Source organism: Mesorhizobium sp. LEGMi-168a (assembly GCF_058312955.1).
The window spans coordinates 49,337-65,618 of the sequence record NZ_JBZEGV010000005.1; the positions used below are offsets into that span (position 1 = coordinate 49,337).

Below are 16,282 nucleotides of genomic sequence, written 5' to 3' on the forward strand. Positions count from 1 at the left end.
GGTTTCGTTCAGGCGCGCCTGGCGAGCACGCGGTAGAGCGCTGATGCCGGCAGGATGCGCTTGAGCATCACGCCGATTCTGGCCGGCACTGTTACCACATAGTGCGGGCGCGGGCGCTGTGACAGAAGCGCGTGGCGCAAGGCAACATGGACAACTTCCGGTCCGGGCTTCAGCCGCGAGACGCTGCCGCCGGCCTGCAGCCGTGCAAGCTGCGCCTGGTAGTCGGCGCGGTGGGCGGAGTTCTCGATGTCGATATTCTTCAGAAACCAGGCGAGGCCGTTGCTGGCGATCTTCGAGGTCACCGGCCCGGGCTCGATCAGCGAGAGGTGGATACCGCTGCCTTCAAGCTCCTGGCGCATGCACAGCATCAAGCCTTCGACGGCGTGTTTGGACGCCGAATAGGCGCCGCGAAAGCGGACCGGGGCGAGCCCCAGGATCGAGGAGCAGTGGACGAGACGGCCGTTGCCCTGGCGGCGCATGACCGGCACGATGCGCCGCGTCAGATCGTGCCAGCCGAAGAAATTGGCCTCGAACTGCTCGCGCAGCGCTTCCACCGGCAGGTCCTCGACGGCACCCGGCTGCGCGTAGGCGCCGTTGTTGAACAGCGCATCGAGTTTGCCTTCCGTGCGCTCCAGCACGGCATCGACCAGGGCGGCAATCGACTCCGGCTCACGATAGTCGAGATAGAAGGCCTCGAGACCGTCGGCCTCGAGAGCCTCGATGTCGGTCGGCTTGCGTGCCGTGGCGAACACCCGCCAGCCTTCCGCCTTCAATGCCCGCGCGCAATAGGCGCCTATGCCGGAGGAGGCGCCGGTGACGATAATGGTGCGCAACTCTTTGGCGGCGGGAATCGCGGTTTGACCTGGGGTTGCCATTTGCCGCAATCACTTCCCATATTCGCGGCGTCGACACAATCGAGCGGAGCGCCGGTCCTTGCTCAGGAATATCGTCGCGGTCAAGCGCGTGCTCTACGATGCGATCGGCCATTTCAACACCGACGACGGCTGGGCGATGGCCAGCCATCTGGCGATCACCTCGCTGATGGCGCTGTTTCCGTTCCTGATCTTCGCCACGACGCTGGCCAGCTTCCTCGGCGCGCGCGCCTTCTCCGACACGGCCGTGCATCTGGTCTTCGACACCTGGCCGGAGCAGATCGCCAAGCCGATCGCGCGCGAGGTGCAGAACGTGCTCACCGTGCGGCGCACCGACCTTCTGACCTATGGCGTGCTTTTAGCCGCCTACTTCGCCTCGAACGGCATCGAGGCGCTGCGCACCTCGCTCAACCGCGCCTACAGGGTCACCGAGACGCGCGGCATCATCCACCGCAGGGTGCAGAGCATCATATTCGTGCTGATCGCGACGGCCTGTTTTCTTGCCGTCAGCGTGCTTCTTGTGTTCGCGCCGCTGCTGGCGCGGCTGGCCGAGGCCCATTTTGAATGGATCGAGCCCTATATGGGCACGATCACCATATGGCGTTATGTGATCGCCTCGACGGTCATCGTCATCGGGCTGTTCGCCGTGCATATCTGGCTGCCGGCCGGCAAGCGCCGCTTCGTCTCCATCGTTCCCGGCATCGTCTTCACGCTGGTCGCCTGGCTGGCCGGCTCGACCATCTTCGCCATCTATCTCGACCATTTCTCGTCCTATGTGACGACCTATGCGGGGCTGGCCTCGATCATGATCGCGGTGGTGTTCCTCTACATCATCTCGGCCATCTTCATCCTCGGCGGCGAGCTTAATGCCGCCATCAGCCGTTATCTCGAGGCGCGCGCCAGGGTAGGGTGAGGTATGTCAATATTCAGGTGAGGCCGGCCTGCAAATGGCGTCTTCCTGCGCTTCCGGTGCTCACGTACAGAAAGTACGCTCCGCTCCGGTTCTCGGAAGCCACCATTTTCGGCTCGGCCTGACCCGAATATTGACATACCTTGAGGCGAGATCGTCGCGATCATGCCTTGGCTGGCCGCGCGGTCGCCAGGCCGACGCCTAGCGTCGCGATCGCCATGCCGGCGATCTGCAGCAGATTGAGCTTTTCGCCGAACAGGGCCCAGGCGATGACGGCGGTGACGGCCGGCACCAGATAGAACAACGAAGCGACCTTCGACATCTCGCCGTCCCTGATCATCACCATCAACAGGAAGATGGCGCCGACCGACAGCACCAAGACCAGCCAGGCGAACGCGAAGATGAGCTCGCCATTGACGGTCATCGCGCGCGTCTCGAAGGCGAGCGACCCCAGGATCGTCACCACCGAGCCGCCGACATACTGCCACATCGTCGCCGAGACGAGGTCGCCGCCGGAGGCGAAGCGCTTCTGCCAGATCGTTCCGGCGGCCATGCCGAGCACCGAGACCAGCGAGGCCGTCAACGTAGCCGCGGTGACGCCGCCGCCGATCGCGCCGAGCTTCGGCCAGAGCACGATGACGACGCCCAAAAGCCCGACGGCAAGGCCAGCCCAATGGCGCGGCAGGATCGCCTCGCCGAGGAATTTGCCGGCAAGCACCGCCGTGATCAGCGGCTGCAGGCCGACGATCAGCGCCGAAAGCCCGGCCGGCATGCCCCGGTGGATCGCCCAGAACACGCCGCCCAGATAGACGCCGTGCATGAGGACGCCGGCCACCGTCGCGTGCAGCGCCTCCTCGCGGCTCGCCCTGCGCGAGCCGAGCAGCACGGTCAGGCCCGCAAACAGGATCGCCGCCAGCACGAAACGGATGGCGAGGAAGGTGAAAGGCTCCGCCCACGGCATGGCATAGCGCGCGCCGATGAAGCCGGTCGCCCACAGGACGACGAAGGAGGCGGGAATGAACCGCTTGATGCTGTGCATTGTGAGGGAGGGCTTTGGCTGCGGGGTGAAGGGTTGATGACGGCAATTGCTCTAATGCCGTTCAATTCGGCAAGCAAAACGAAACGGTTGATCCATAAGCTCATTCGAATTCAACAAACGGTGCCAAAGAGGGGCATGGCGTTAAGGCACGCCATGGGCAGGCATGCTTTTGCATCTCGGTACGACGTGGCTGCTGTTCGCGGTCGCGACCGTCGCGGTCTTCGGATTCTTCTTCGGCACCGCGCTCGACGCCATCATGAAGGACGACGGCTTCGGCTCGACCGGCAACACGCTGCTGTTCACGCTGGGCTTCTTCGTTGCGGTGATGGTCGCCAATGAGCACGGCATCACCTTCAGGGACCTCAGGCTTGCGGTGGCATGGGGTTTGAGCGGCGCCTTCGTCCTGATCAGCGTGATGGCGCTGATCAAGGCGGGGCTGGCCCGTCTCTGATCAAAGCCCGACGAGCCGCCGGACGTCCTGCGGCGACACGCCCGCCTGCCTGAGCGCGGCGAGGCCGGTGTCCTTGAGGCTCTTGGAGAGCTTCCTGCCGTCCGGCCCGAGGATCAGGCGGTGGTGGAAATAGCGCGGCGGCGGGAGGCCGAGCAATTCCTGGAGCAGGCGCTGCACGCCGGTGGCCGCGTAAAGATCCTGGCCGCGCACGACATGGCTGACCTTTTGCAGCGCATCGTCGACAACGACGGCGAGATGGTAGCTGGTCGGGATGTCGCGGCGCGCCACGATAACGTCGCCCCAGGCTTGCGGCGTTGCCTCGACCGTGCGAGTCGCGGCCATGGTCTCGTCGGTGAACTCCGTCCAGGACATGGCACCGGGCACGCGCGCCATCGCCGCTTCGACATCGAGCCGCCAGGCGAGGGGTGTGTTCTCGGCGATGCGTCGCTTGCGCTCTTTCATCGACAGCGCCTTGTCCAGGGACGGGTAGAGCGGTACGCCGTCAGGGTCGCGCGGCCAGTCGCGGCCGCGTTTCTCGGTCTCGGCGATGAAGGCGCGGATCTCGCCCCGGCTCATGAAGGCGGGATAGACCAGTTCCTCGGCGATCAGCCGGTCGAGTACCGCCTTGTATCCGGCAAAATGCTCGGACTGGCGCCGCACCGGCTCTTCCCAATCGAGCCCCAGCCATTTCAGGTCGCGAAATATGCCGGCCTCGAATTCCGGCGTGCAGCGCGTGATGTCGATGTCCTCGATGCGCAGCAACAGCCGCCCGCCGGCCCGCGCCGCCATCTGCTGGTTGAGCAGGGCCGAATAGGCATGGCCAAGATGCAATTCGCCATTGGGGCTCGGCGCGAAGCGAAATGTCAGGAGCGTCATGTCTCAAGGCGCATTCGGGTTGAAAGGCGCTTCCGGCGGTTGCTAGTTAGCCATCAATTGCCATTTCGCGGGCGCCTAGGGAACAAGCAACGTGCAACGCATCGCCTCGCTCGACGACATTGCGGCAGGGCTCGACGTGCTCTGCCTGATCGATCCGCGACTGGAGAAGGTGCGCGGCATGGCGGGCGAGGTGCCGCTCAGGCTCTCCGAGCCCGGGTTCGGGAGCCTCGCGTCGATCATCGTCTCGCAGCAGGTGTCCCGCGCCAGTGCGGACGCCATCTTCGGCCGGCTGACCAGGCTGGTCGATCCGCTGACGCCGGAAGGGATTCTCTTCGCCGGCGAGGATATTTTCCGCGAGGCCGGCCTGTCGCGGCCGAAGCAGCGCGGGCTCATCGCTGTCGCCGAGGCCGTGGCCGGCGGGCTCGACCTCCACCATCTTTGCTCGCTCGACGCCACTGATGCGATCGCTGCGATGACGGCGGTGCCCGGTATCGGCCCCTGGACGGCGGAGTGCTATCTGCTTTTCGCCGCCGGCCATCCCGACGTCTTCCCGGCGCGCGATGTCGCGCTACAGACGGCGGTCGGCCATGCGCTGGGCATCGACCCCCGTCCGCCGGAGAAAATACTGATTCAACTGGCCGAATCATGGAGCCCGTGGCGAGGTGTCGCGTCGCGGCTTTTTTGGGCCTATTATCGTGAATTGAAGGGCAGGGATGCGGCGCCCCCTGTCGAAATGGCCAAAAAAGCATGAAAATCATGCATTTTTGACCGTTTCGGCGAACGACAATCCGCTTCACATCCCTGTCATGTCGGGCTTACAGTATCCGCGCCGTTCGGTTCTGGAACCAAGGAGGCCAACGACGTGACGGTTGCCGTATCTCCGGATGGGCTTCCCGCGCTGGTGCTGAATGCGGACTACCGTCCGCTCAGCTATTACCCCTTGTCGCTCTGGTCGTGGCAGGACGCCATCAAGGCTGTCTTCCTCGACAGGGTCAACATCGTTGCCGAATACGAGCACGCCGTCTCCTCGCCGACCTTCTCGATGAAGCTGCCGAGCGTGGTGAGCCTGAAGGCCTATGTGAAGCCGTCGCGGCATCCGGCCTTCACCCGCTTCAACGTCTTCCTGCGCGACCGCTTCCAGTGTCAATATTGCGGCACGCCGGACGACCTGACCTTCGACCATGTCATCCCGCGCCATCGCGGCGGCGCGACGACCTGGGAGAATGTCGTCGCCGCCTGCTCGCCCTGCAATCTCAGGAAAGGCGGCATGATGCCGGCTCAGGCCAAGATGTGGCCGCTGCAAAAGCCCTATCAGCCGACGGTGCACGACCTGCACAACAACGGCCGCCTGTTCCCGCCCAACCATCTGCATGAAAGCTGGATGGATTATCTTTACTGGGATGTCGAACTGGAGCCTTGAGATCGTTCGAGAATTCGGGAGGCTGGCCGTCTGAAGCAAGTGTCTCCGCTTCCGGCCTTCGCCGACCGAAGCGCTCATTAGCCGTGGTGCAGTTAAGGCTACGGCCGGCGTAGGCCGGTGCTCACGTACTTTAAGTACGCTCCGCTCCGGTTCTCGACACTCACTTCACACGACTCATCCTGCCGAATTCTTTGAACGATCTCGCGTCGGCGCTTTCGGGCAGTTCAGTCGCGCGACAGCGCGCTGCGGAAGGCGACGGCGGCCAGGATGAGGCTGGCGATGGCGTTCCAGCCGGCGAGCGACAGGCCGAGGATGCGCAGCGCGGCCTTGTCGCAGGAGGGCGGCACGAATTTGTCGAGCGCGTCGAGCACGCCCTTGCCGCCGGTGTCGACCGGGCCGGCGCCGGCGGTGCAGTCGGCGGGACCCGGCCACCAGCCCCATTCGACGCCGGAGTGGTAGACGCCGAGATAGAGGCCGTAGAGCATCAACAGGCCGCCGATCGCCAGCAGGCCGCGCGTCACCCAGGCCGGCGCGCGCAGCATCGAGGCGATCGCCGCCACCACCATCAGCGGCACGCCGACATAGTAGGGCGTGCGCTGCTCCAGGCAGAGATGGCAGGGGATGTAGCCGCCGATATACTGGAAGGCGAGCGCCGAGCCGACGGTCGCGGCCATGGCCACGGCGAGAAACAACGCGGCGCGCGTCCGCTGGCGTCCGGTGTCGGCAATCATGGTCGCTGTCATCGAAGGGTCCGTTCGCTTGGCTTTATCCGTGCGCGTATCTGACCGCGATATAGAGCAAAATAAGGGCAGCGGCACCGGCGCTGACGATCATGCCCAGACGTTTTTCGATGAACTCCTTGATCGATTCGCCATAGCGGCGCAGCAGCCAGGCAAGCAGCAGGAAACGGGCGCCGCGCGCGACGATGGCAAGCCCGATGAACAGCAAAAGATTGACGCCGATGACGCCGGACAGGATCGTCACCACCTTGATCGGCGGCAGGTGGGCGGCACCCGAGGTGATCAGCATGAGGATGATGAAGCCGACGCCGGACGAGGTGCGCAGGTGCTCGAACTCGTCGTACTTGCCGTAGAATTCCAGGATCGGCTTGGCCACCGCCTCATAGGCGTAGTGGCCGATGAACCAGCCGGCGACGCCGCCGAGCACCGAGGCGACCGTGGCGATCAGCGCGTAGCGATAGGCGCGCTCGGGTTTGGACAGCGCCATCGGCAGATAGAGCACATCGGCTGGCACCAGGAACACCGAGCTTTCGACGAAGGCGATGAAGGCCAGCCACCACTCGGCCGATTTCCGTGCCGCCAGCGACAGGGTCCAGTCATAAAGTCCGCGAAGCATCGGCTCTCCTGATGCGGTTGACGCAATTCCGGACGGAAAACCGCTGCGCACTTTTCCTGGAATTGCTCTAATGCATGTCACCCCAAACGGCTCAGCGGTTTTCGGCCACCGGCATGCACGAAACAAGGACCCACAGCGCCGCAGCCAAAGCTTTTGGCCCGGGCGCCCGACCCGCAGCCTGTCTAGAAAGAATTTCCGCGCCGCACAATGGCGGCGCTGCTTACGAAACCGTAAGGCGTTGCGGACGGCATAGGCGATTTGGCAACAGGCCAGTTGACGAAAGGCCCTCCGCCCGTATAGTCCGCGCCCATCCAGGCCGCCCGGCCTGAGCCCCTATGGCGGAATTGGTAGACGCGCTCGACTCAAAATCGAGTTCCGCAAGGAGTGCTGGTTCGATCCCGGCTAGGGGCACCAATTTCAATCTACCGCTCCGAACCTGGACTTCGGCGCTCTCCGGCTTACCGCCGTTTCTCGGCCTTTTCCGCAAGATAGCGAGTGGCTAGCGCAATCGAATTGGGAATTGGGGTGGAACCCCGATAATTCGCAACCTGGCGCCGGGAGATTTCTAATTGCAGAGCCATTCCGTCGAGGGTGTATTCCAAAAAATCCATAATCCGGCGGAACTCGCCATTTTCCATGCCGACAGCAGGTAAGGTTTTGATCCAAACGGCAGAAAGCTCAATTCCGCCGTCCCATTCGACAGCGTTCCCATCCTCATTGACTCGGACGGTTGCAAACAGCTCGTCATTATCGCGTAGCGGAATAAAGTGCCGGTGACTGTTTAGAACTGGAGCAAGATCCACCGTTACGGAGTTTCCGTCACGCCAGGTGATGCGAACACGACGACCATCAATGACAGTAACGGCAGCAATCCGAGGAAGCGGGCCGCCCACGGTGACGATATCGTTATCCATCGATACGGTTCCACTCATTGCGTAGCTCCTGTTCGCGTGCCTGCGCCCACGCGACAACCGCAGCGAGGTCCGCGCGGCGCATTGAGCCCTCTATGACGCGCCACGATCCGATTGCGATCAACACTTCATACTCCGCCTTGACGGCGTGGAAGTGCGGCGGGTTGTGGTCGGCGAAGACCTGAATTTTTATTCCATCACAGGTCGCGACTGTGGGCATCGGCTTGCTTTCCGCCAAATTTAGTGCAGTGCATGCATTAAATCAACAATAAAGTGCACGATATGCACTATTTCGGCAAGCCTACCGCATATTCCCCGTATGCCCCTGCGAATACCGCCCGGGCTGCGGCCATACCGTCAGCCCGTGCGGCTCCACACCGACACGGATCTTGGTCACCGCACCGCTCGTCGTGTCGATCATGTAGACCTCGCTGTCGAAGCGGCCGGAGAGCCATAGCTGCTTGCCGTCGGCGCTGAGATTGCCCATGTCGGGGCTGCCGCCGTCGGGGATCGGCCATTGCGCGACGACCGAGCGGGTGGCGAAGTCGATCACCGTCACGCTGCCCGGTCCGTCGGCGCGGCCTTGCTCCATCTTGTGCGAGCCGCGGTTCGAGACATAGAGCCGCTTGCCGTCGCGGCTGACGACGAAGCCGTGCGCGCCTATTCCCGTCGGGATGAAGCCGATCTCCTTGAAGCTGTCGCCATCGATGAGGAAGACGCCGTCATTCATCATGTCGGCGACATAAAAGACCTTGCCGTCGGGCGACAGGCGGACGTCCTGCGGCATGCCCATCTTCGACAGGTCGAGATGGCCGAGCACTTTCTGGTTCTTGAAGTCGATCTTGGCCAGCCCGCCGTCGCCATATTCGCAGGTGAAGATCGCATAGGAATTGTCAGCCGAGAAATCGGCATGGTTGATGCCGGGGCAATCGGGCGTCGGGATGATCGATTTCAGCGCCATGGTCTGCGGATCGCGCAGGTCGAGCTGCTTTAGGGCCTCGTCGACGATGATGGCGGCGCTGCCGTCCGGCATGAAGTACATGTTGTAGGGGTCGTCGACCGGCGCCTGCTTGCCGGGCTTGGCGGTCGTCGGGTCGATCGGCGTCAGGCTGCCGTTCTTGCCGGTGCCGTTGTTGGCCACCCAGAGCGTCTTCAGGTCCCAGGACGGAACGACGTGCTGCGGCTTGCTGCCGACCCGGAACCTGTCGACTTCCTTGAGCGTCGCCGGGTCGATCACCGAGACGCTGTTCGAGGAGCGGTTGGGGACATAGACGCGCGGCAACGCGCCTGACGTCGCCGGGCTCATATGGCCGGCGGTCGTGTGGCTGTAGATGTTGACTGGCGGCGGCGCAGGCTCGGAGCAATCCTCGGGGCAGGAGCCCGCGAAGGCGCTGGTGGGCGATAGGGCGAGCAGCAGGGCAAGCAATAGGCCTGGCAGCGTGCTTGGCAGGCCGGCATGGCGCGGGAGTGTTCTGATCATCTGGATTGCTTTGTAAGGAAGGCAGGCCGGATCGGCCCGCCGGATGCCATAGCCGGTGCAACGCTCTCCATCTAGCGCCTTTTCAACAGGCTCCGCATGCGGTTGCGCAGGAGGCGCGCCATGTTGCGCGTCTCGCGGTCAAGATGGAGCTGCGAGGCCGCCTGGCGGGCCAGCCGGTCGGCGTCGGGCGTGAGGCCCACGACCAGCGTGCCCGTCGGCTTGCGCTCCATCCACAGCCGGCTCATCACCGGATGGTCGGGCACCGCGCAGGAATCGGTCATGCCGATGTTGGGATCGTCGAGATGCTGTTTCGTCACCTCGATCATCAAAAGCGTGCCCGGCGAATAGGCGGAGAGCGCCTCGTCATAGGCCGTCTTCCATGTGTAGGCGACGCCGGCCTCGACGAAGACCACCAGGCAGGCGATGGTGCGGCCGTCGAGCCTCAGCGAATGGATGCGGCACATATCGTGCTCGGCCAGCCGGTGCACGGCCTCGCGGGCGAAAGCGGCGCGGTAGCGGTCGATGGCCATGGCCGTGCGTTCGCGGCCCTTCCAGCCGGCGGCCTCCAACGTCAGGAAGCTCTCGATGGCGTGGCGGATCTCGTCCTGTCCGCGCGCCACGACATGCTCGAGCTTGCCAAGGTCGGCGAGCCGCCGCTTCAGCCGGCGGAATTCGCGATGGTGATGCGCGCGCAGCGAGGCCTTGAGATAGTCGTCGCCGTCGGTATCGCTTTCCAGCACCGGGCGCTCGACCTTGCCGGTGGTGACCAGGGTCAGGCCGCGGCTGTCGGCAAAGGAGGTGAGCAGGCTCGCCACCGGGCCGTCCAGCCGCATGTCGGGCAGCACGAACACTTTCGGCAATTTGAGATGGGGCCTCGACAGCATCGAGAAGAAATCCTCGATGACGCCGACCGGATCGTCGCGGTCGACCAGCGGCGTGCCGAGCGGGCCGAACGGGCTCGACCATGTGCGCATCACCGGGACGCCGAGCGGGATAGCCGGCCGCTCGACCGAGAACGGCACCAGGAGCCGCAGCCGGTTGCGGTATTCGTCGCCGTCGCGGATCACGGCCAGCCGCACCTCGCGGTCCTCGAGCCGAGGCATCGCGGGCGCCAGGAAGCGCGGGTTGAAGAACACGTTGGGCTCGATCGTGCGAGCGCTCAGATAATCGAGCTCCTCGACGAGATCGAAGCCGGCCGAAGCCGGATAGATCGCGAGCTTGCGCTCCGGCCGGTTGTTGGCGAAGAGCTCGATATGGGCGGGATCGACCTCTCGCGCCAGGCCGGCGAGACCGGACACCATGGCGCCGGCCGTGCCGCCGCTGGTCTCCTCGAGCAACGGAACGGCGGCCATCAGGCAACTTCCTTATTTGCAGGCACGAAAATCGCCATGACGATGCCAAGCTTGCGCCAGACGGTGAAGGACAGCGCAGCGGCTTCGAAGACCATGGCCAGGCTGGTGGCGATCGCCGCGCCCCAGAGGCCGAAGAGCGGGATCAGGACCACGTTGAGGCCGATGTTGAGGGCAAGCGTCATGGCGTAGACGGCGGCGCAGATGTTCTGGTTGCCGCTCATGGTGAGCAGGCTTTCGCAGGGGCCGACGGCGCCGCGCGCGACGACGCCCAGGACCAGCAGGAAGAGCAGCGGATAGCCAGCGGTGAATTCCGGGCCGAACAGCACCAGCATCGGCTCGCCGAGCGCCAGCACCAGCAGCGCCATCAAAAGCGAAGGCCAGAAGGTCCAGGAAACGGTCTCGCGGGCGAAGGCGGCGAGCCTCTCAGGCTCGCCATGCGTGAACTGCGCATAGCGCTGGGCAACGCCCGCCTTGACGGCGAAATAGACGAAATGCACCAGCGCCAGCGTCTTCACCGTGGCGAAATAGACGGCGACGTCATTGGGGTGGAGATAGGCGCCGACCATCAGCACGTCAGCATTGGTGAGCAGGAAGAAGAAGCTCTCGACCAGGAAGATCGGCAACGAGACCAGGATCCACTGGCCGAAATGCACGGTCACCGGTCCGGCAGGGATTTTCTTGTCCATACGCGAGGTGACGCCCACCAACTGGCCGAGCGTCGTGACATAGGTGGCCGCGATCGAGGCGAAGATCGCGGTCTTGGCATCAGGCACGTAGTGCATGGCGAGCATTGCCGCCATGAACACCAGGATCAGCACCGGCCGCACCAGATAGGTCGGCGACAGCGCGAACAGCGCCCATGAATTGGCGCGCGCCAGCCCCTGCAGCAGGTCGCCCATCGCGATCATCGGCAGGCAGATGACGCCGAGGATGAAGGGAACGACATAGTAGTTCTCGATCCAGGGCGAGGCGAGCCAGACGCCGAGCGCGCCCAGCCCGGCGATCAGCGTCGAGGCGATCAGCACGAACAGCCGGCTCGCCAGCACGATGCCGCGCAGCTCGGCGAGCATTCCGCGTTCGCGATATTCGGGGATGAAGCGGATGACCGAGGTGTGGAAACCTAGACAGGCAAGGTTACCGACGATGACCATCGTCACCCAGACCAGCACGAAGATGCCGTATTCGAACGAGCCCATCCAGCGCGCCATCAGCACCTGGCTGATGAAGGCGATGACGGCGCTGACGATGCGGATCGAAAAGGCGATCAGCGACATGCGGCCGGCTTCGCCGCGTTCGTCGGCAGTGAACAGAACGGCATCGATGCGGCCAAGCAACGGCCGCATGCGCAGCGCCCAGCGCTGCGGCAGGAACCGCCCGGCAGTCGTCGCCGCGGAAAAGCGCACCCCGAATACTCTCCGTTTTCCGCCTCTTTTTCAGTGGTCCGGTCTATCCGAAACACCTTAAGAAACGGTTGGGTGGAGAGGGGGTCCGCCAAACAACGAAAGGCGAGCGGGCGCCGGGGTTTGCCATGAGGCCGCCGGCACCGCGCTCGCCCTTCCCCGCCAGGGGAAGGCAGACACCGGACGCGGCGCCGGTGTCCGAGGTTCCACAGGGATGTTCCTACATCCCCTTCATCGCATCGCACGACACGTTCGGGTTCATGTCGGCGAAGGCGCCGGTGGGGTTCTGTTTCCAGGCCCAGACATGCAGCTCGTAGAACGGGCCGAGGCCGTAGCGGTTGGGCGCCGTGTTGAAGTTGAACAGATGGCCTTCGAGCGAGGCCGGGCCCGTCGAGGTGATGTATTCGACGGCGATCAGCTTCAGCGTGCCGTCGGCCATCGGTTCGTACATTACCGCCTCGGGCTTGGCGACGTCGACGGCGTCGTCCTTCAGATAGGCGGCGTTGACGTAGTGGATGCCCATGGCGCCGCCGGTGAGGCCGCTGGCGCAGGGGATCGGCGCATAGCCTTCGGCTTTCGCCACTGTGACGTCCTCGAAGCGGCCGGCAACCGCCCGCACCTTTTCGGCGAGCGGATTGACGGTCTCGGCCCTGACGGCGCCGGCTGCCAGGATGGCCAAGGCCGACGCGGCGACCAGGCACCTGTTGCAATTGTGGATGCTCATTTTCCTCTCCAATTCGGTTGAGGCGCGCAAGGCAGAGCCGGCCGGCCAAAGACCTGGCTCGGCAATGCCTTGACGCCTGTCATTACTGTGGGAACCGCCCAGGTTCCGCCGGTCAAAAATCAGCGGTGGTGCCACCAATATTCCCAGTATTCGCGCGGCATCTCGCGCTCTTCGAGGCCGATGTCGCGTCTCAGATAGTCGTCCTGCGGGAGCAACCGGCGGCGCCGGTTTCGTAGCGGCGAAAGCAGCGCCGACACGGCCCGCCGGATGAAGCCGCGCCGTGGCGTGAGGATATCCGCCGGGGCGGATACACTCTCGCTGTCCGGCACGCCATCAGGTCCGCCTCCGGCGGGGACGATCTGGAGCGCATCGTTCTGCTGTGAATCAGCGATAAAAGTAGGGGTCGAGGACCCGCACCTCCGTGATCTTGTCGACGGGAAGCGCGTTCTTCTGCGCGGTGCTGCGGATCGCTTCGGGCGAGGGGGCGTCATAGATGCAGAAGCTCCTGCTCTTGTCGGGCGAGACGAAGGACTGCACCCAGGTCACGCCCTTCTCGGCGTTGCGGGCGATGACGCCGCCCATGGCGGTCGCGCCGGCATCGTTCATCGGCACGTTGAGGCCGTCGGGAAATGTGCGTTCAACCAAATAGCGAGGCATGATTGGTTTTCCTTTCGTGATTGAATCACGCTCGGTCAGAGCGCGGCTGGACTAAAGCCACGCTCGGAAATGCCGCGCATCGGAACCTTTCCCCATATTGGGCGGGACGATTCCCCATGTTGGAAGCGTTAATTGTGGAGATCCGCACCGAAATGTGTGGAAGGTCACATTTTGGCGTGCTCATCCGGACTATCGGAAGCGGCACCCGCCGCGGTGAAATCCTGACTTTGCGCGAGAGAACGAGAATGCTTCTGGAACGGCAGATGCAGCTGCGGCAACTGGAAGCGCTGCTGGCGGAGGTAATGCAAGGCCGCGGCCGTGTCGCGGCGTTGTCGGGCGAGGCCGGCGCCGGCAAGACGGCGCTGGTCGAGGCTTTGGTGGACCGTGTGGGGCAAGGTGTGATCCTGCTCCGCAGCGCCTGCGAGGATCTGTCGATCCCTGATCCGCTGGGGCCGCTCTATGACCTCGCCCGCGAGGCGCAATGGGGACTGCCGCGCGCGATCGACGACCGGCAGGGGCAGCGGCTGCCGCTGTTTTCCGATGCGCTCGACGTCTTCGAGGCGAAAGGCCCGAGCCTGCTGATCATGGAGGACCTGCATTGGGCGGATGACGCGACGCTCGATTTCGTGCGCTTCCTCGGCCGTCGTATTGCAAACTCGCACATTTTGCTTCTGGTCACGGCGCGCACCGATCGCAGCGAGGGTCAGATGCGCGTACGCCGGGCGCTCGGCGAGATCCCGGCCGGCAATGTCGTGCGTATCGAGGTGCCGCTGCTCAGCGAAGCCGCGGTGCTGTCGCTGGCCGAGATGGCCGGCCGCGACGGCGGCGCCATCTACCGGGCCACCGCGGGAAATGCCTTCTTCGTCACGGAACTGCTCGCCGGTGAAAGCGACAGCGCGCTGCCGGCCAGCGTGCGCGACGCGGTGCTGGCGCGGGCGGAGCGGCTGTCGCCGGGCGCCCGCTCGATGCTCGACGCGGTGTCCGTGTTCCCGCGCCGCGCTGACGGCTGGGCGCTGCAGGGCCTGTGCGGAATCGCCGCCGCCGGCCAGCTCGCCGAATGCGTCGCGCAAGGCCTGCTCGAGGATTTCGGCGACGGCTACGCTTTCAGGCATGAGATCGCCCGCCGGGCCATCGAGACGGCGCTGACGCCAAGCCGACGGCGCGAATACAACCAGCGCGCGCTGGCGGCGCTGCAGGAAAACCCGGATGTCGCCACCGCAAGGCTGGTGCATCATGCGGTGGAGGCGCAGAACCTGGAGGCGGTGCGCCAGCTCGCGCCGCTCGCCGCGCGCGAGGCTTCCCGCGTCGGCGCGCATCGAGATGCCGCCGGCCACTACGAGGTCGCCTTGCGCTATTGCGACGGCCTGTCGATGGAAAGCCAGGCGGCGCTGCATGAGGCCCATGCCTTCGAATGCCATCTCATCGGCCGCATCGACGCGGCCATCGAGGCGCAGGGCGAGGCGCGCCGGCTGCAGCAAGCGCTGGGCGACAGGCTGAAGGAAGGCGACAGCCTGCGATGCCTGTCGCGCTTCGCCTACCTGCTCGGCGACCGCGCGGCGGCGGACCGGTTCGGGGCGCAGGCCGTCGAACTTCTGGAGACGGCGCCCGACAGTCCCGAGCTTGCCATGGCCTACTCGAACCTCTCCCAGCTGGCGATGCTGGCCGAAAGGCTCGACGAGACGCTTTCGCTCGGGGCCAGGGCGGTCGAGCTGGCCGAGCGGCTGAACCGGCCGGACATTCTCTGTCACGCGCTCAACAATGTCGGCGCCGCCGGGCAATGGCTGGATTTCGCCAAAGGGCGACGCGACCTCGCCCGCAGCCTCGGAATCGCGTTATCGGGGAATTTCCAGGAGCATGCGGCGCGCGCTTTCACCAATTGCGCCTGCGTCGAGATGAACAGGCTCAACCTCGGCGAGGCGGAAGCCTTTCTCGACCGCGGCATCGCCTATTGCGTCGAGAACGATCTGGCGACCTGGCGCGATTACATGCGCGGCGTGCAGGCGCAATTGCTGCTGCGGCGCGGCCTGTGGAACGACGCCGCGGCGATAGCGCATGACGTCATCGACGACGAGGCAACCACCGCCCTTGTCCGCTATCCCTCGCTGGTGGCGCTGGCGAAGTTGCGCATCCGGCGGGGCGATCCGTCGGCCGAACCGGTGCTGGACGAGATGAGGCGCTTCCTCGACAAGGGCATGGAGCTGCAGCGGCTGGTGCCTTATGCGGCGGTGGTGGCCGAGCTCGCATGGCTTGGACAGGGCGACAGAGCCGAGGCGCTGCGCCTTATCGATCTGGCCGAAGACCTATCGCCGACGCGGGCGGTGTTTGGCGAGCTGGCGACCTGGCGGCAGCTGCTGTCGCCTGAGAGCGATCCCGGCGACACCCGCGGCATGACCGAGCCGCATCGCCTTCTGCTTGCCGGCGATTGGCGGGGTGCTGCGGCATTCTGGGCCGGGATGGACGCCCCCTTCGAGCGCGCGCTCGCCTTGCTGCAAGGCGACGAGATGGCACTGCGCGAGGCGCTCGACATTTTCGAAGGGCTTGGCGCAAGACCGGTGGCGCAGCATGTGCGCGGCATGATGCGGCAGAGCGGCGTCATTCATATCGCCCGAGGGCCAAGGCAGGCGACGCGCGCCAATGGCGCCGGCCTCACCCAGCGCCAGATGGAAGTGCTGCAGTTGATCGAGCGCGGCTTCTCCAACAAGAAAATCGCCGCGCACCTGACCATCTCGCCGAAGACGGTCGATCACCATGTCTCGGCGGTGCTGGAGAAGCTGGAGGCGGTCTCGCGCGGCGAGGCGACGGCCGCCGCGCGGGCGTCGGGGCTGTTGTGAGGG

Annotated in this window: 18 protein-coding genes and 1 tRNA gene; 6 read left to right on the plus strand and 13 right to left on the minus strand. The window is 64.8% G+C overall.

All coding sequences use genetic code 11. The annotated features are described in order from the left end of the window. Positions 1 to 8: 8 nt before the first annotated feature. Positions 9 to 875 (minus strand): SDR family oxidoreductase, encoded by an 867-nt coding sequence (locus AC4FWB_RS08975; protein ID WP_491025635.1) that lies wholly within the window; start codon positions 873 to 875, stop codon positions 9 to 11. Positions 876 to 933: 58 nt separating this feature from the next. Here AC4FWB_RS08975 and AC4FWB_RS08980 point away from each other — a divergent pair, with 58 nt between their 5' ends. Continuing rightward, on the plus strand, positions 934 to 1,785 hold the full coding sequence (locus tag AC4FWB_RS08980) for a YihY/virulence factor BrkB family protein (RefSeq protein ID WP_491025636.1): 852 nt from the start codon (positions 934 to 936) through the stop codon (positions 1,783 to 1,785). Positions 1,786 to 1,945: 160 nt separating this feature from the next. Here AC4FWB_RS08980 and AC4FWB_RS08985 read toward each other — a convergent pair whose 3' ends face one another. Beyond that, a complete protein-coding gene (locus AC4FWB_RS08985; protein WP_491025637.1) occupies positions 1,946 to 2,821 on the minus strand; it encodes a DMT family transporter in 876 nt (291 codons plus the stop codon). 163 nt (positions 2,822 to 2,984) lie between these two features. On the opposite strand from AC4FWB_RS08985, the gene AC4FWB_RS08990 reads away from it, so the two are divergent. Beyond that, the gene (locus tag AC4FWB_RS08990; RefSeq protein WP_491025638.1) at positions 2,985 to 3,272 is read left to right on the plus strand and encodes a hypothetical protein; all 288 of its coding nucleotides are present in this window, start codon (positions 2,985 to 2,987) and stop codon (positions 3,270 to 3,272) included. Here the strand turns inward: AC4FWB_RS08990 and gluQRS are convergent, their stop codons facing one another. Continuing rightward, a complete protein-coding gene (gluQRS, locus tag AC4FWB_RS08995; RefSeq protein ID WP_491025639.1) occupies positions 3,273 to 4,148 on the minus strand; it encodes a tRNA glutamyl-Q(34) synthetase GluQRS in 876 nt (291 codons plus the stop codon). Positions 4,149 to 4,239: 91 nt separating this feature from the next. Here gluQRS and AC4FWB_RS09000 point away from each other — a divergent pair, with 91 nt between their 5' ends. Together AC4FWB_RS09000 and AC4FWB_RS09005 are read left to right on the plus strand one after the other, a co-directional pair. After that, a complete protein-coding gene (locus tag AC4FWB_RS09000) occupies positions 4,240 to 4,899 on the plus strand; it encodes a DNA-3-methyladenine glycosylase family protein (protein WP_491025640.1) in 660 nt (219 codons plus the stop codon). A gap of 111 nt (positions 4,900 to 5,010) precedes the next feature. Beyond that, positions 5,011 to 5,568: an HNH endonuclease gene (locus AC4FWB_RS09005; protein WP_013892845.1), complete on the plus strand. Its 558-nt coding sequence runs from the start codon at positions 5,011 to 5,013 to the stop codon at positions 5,566 to 5,568. A 224-nt stretch (positions 5,569 to 5,792) separates the two neighbouring features. Here AC4FWB_RS09005 and AC4FWB_RS09010 read toward each other — a convergent pair whose 3' ends face one another. Next, positions 5,793 to 6,311 (minus strand): disulfide bond formation protein B, encoded by a 519-nt coding sequence (locus AC4FWB_RS09010; RefSeq protein ID WP_491025642.1) that lies wholly within the window; start codon positions 6,309 to 6,311, stop codon positions 5,793 to 5,795. Between the two features lie 22 nt (positions 6,312 to 6,333). Next, a complete protein-coding gene (locus tag AC4FWB_RS09015; protein WP_491025644.1) occupies positions 6,334 to 6,924 on the minus strand; it encodes a YqaA family protein in 591 nt (196 codons plus the stop codon). A gap of 329 nt (positions 6,925 to 7,253) precedes the next feature. Here AC4FWB_RS09015 and AC4FWB_RS09020 point away from each other — a divergent pair. After that, positions 7,254 to 7,338 (plus strand) — tRNA-Leu (locus tag AC4FWB_RS09020). A gap of 44 nt (positions 7,339 to 7,382) precedes the next feature. On the opposite strand, the gene AC4FWB_RS09025 is transcribed toward AC4FWB_RS09020, so the two are convergent. The 8 genes from AC4FWB_RS09025 to AC4FWB_RS09060 form a co-directional block, all read right to left on the minus strand. After that, positions 7,383 to 7,838 carry a DUF2442 domain-containing protein gene (locus tag AC4FWB_RS09025; RefSeq protein ID WP_491025645.1) on the minus strand — a complete coding sequence of 152 codons (456 nt, stop codon included), beginning with the start codon at positions 7,836 to 7,838 and terminating at the stop codon, positions 7,383 to 7,385. Then, positions 7,831 to 8,055, minus strand: a complete 225-nt coding sequence (locus AC4FWB_RS09030) for a DUF4160 domain-containing protein (RefSeq protein WP_491025646.1) — start codon at positions 8,053 to 8,055, stop codon at positions 7,831 to 7,833. The genes AC4FWB_RS09025 and AC4FWB_RS09030 overlap by 8 nt, the downstream gene beginning before the upstream one ends. An 81-nt stretch (positions 8,056 to 8,136) precedes the next feature. Next, a complete protein-coding gene (locus AC4FWB_RS09035; RefSeq protein ID WP_491025647.1) occupies positions 8,137 to 9,315 on the minus strand; it encodes a YncE family protein in 1,179 nt (392 codons plus the stop codon). A gap of 71 nt (positions 9,316 to 9,386) precedes the next feature. Continuing rightward, complete coding sequence (locus AC4FWB_RS09040; RefSeq protein WP_491025648.1) at positions 9,387 to 10,667, minus strand: GNAT family N-acetyltransferase; 1,281 nt, start codon at positions 10,665 to 10,667, stop codon at positions 9,387 to 9,389. After that, positions 10,667 to 12,070 (minus strand): lipopolysaccharide biosynthesis protein, encoded by a 1,404-nt coding sequence (locus tag AC4FWB_RS09045; protein ID WP_491025649.1) that lies wholly within the window; start codon positions 12,068 to 12,070, stop codon positions 10,667 to 10,669. The genes AC4FWB_RS09040 and AC4FWB_RS09045 overlap by 1 nt, the downstream gene beginning before the upstream one ends. Positions 12,071 to 12,287: 217 nt before the next feature. Continuing rightward, positions 12,288 to 12,791, minus strand: a complete 504-nt coding sequence (locus AC4FWB_RS09050; RefSeq protein ID WP_491025651.1) for a hypothetical protein — start codon at positions 12,789 to 12,791, stop codon at positions 12,288 to 12,290. A gap of 119 nt (positions 12,792 to 12,910) precedes the next feature. Next, positions 12,911 to 13,120, minus strand: a complete 210-nt coding sequence (locus AC4FWB_RS09055) for a hypothetical protein (protein ID WP_491025653.1) — start codon at positions 13,118 to 13,120, stop codon at positions 12,911 to 12,913. Between the two features lie 55 nt (positions 13,121 to 13,175). Then, on the minus strand, positions 13,176 to 13,448 hold the full coding sequence (locus AC4FWB_RS09060; protein WP_491025655.1) for a DUF4242 domain-containing protein: 273 nt from the start codon (positions 13,446 to 13,448) through the stop codon (positions 13,176 to 13,178). Between the two features lie 263 nt (positions 13,449 to 13,711). Between AC4FWB_RS09060 and AC4FWB_RS09065 the strand changes: the two genes are divergently transcribed. Next, positions 13,712 to 16,279, plus strand: a complete 2,568-nt coding sequence (locus AC4FWB_RS09065) for a helix-turn-helix transcriptional regulator (RefSeq protein ID WP_491025656.1) — start codon at positions 13,712 to 13,714, stop codon at positions 16,277 to 16,279. Positions 16,280 to 16,282 lie beyond the last annotated feature (3 nt).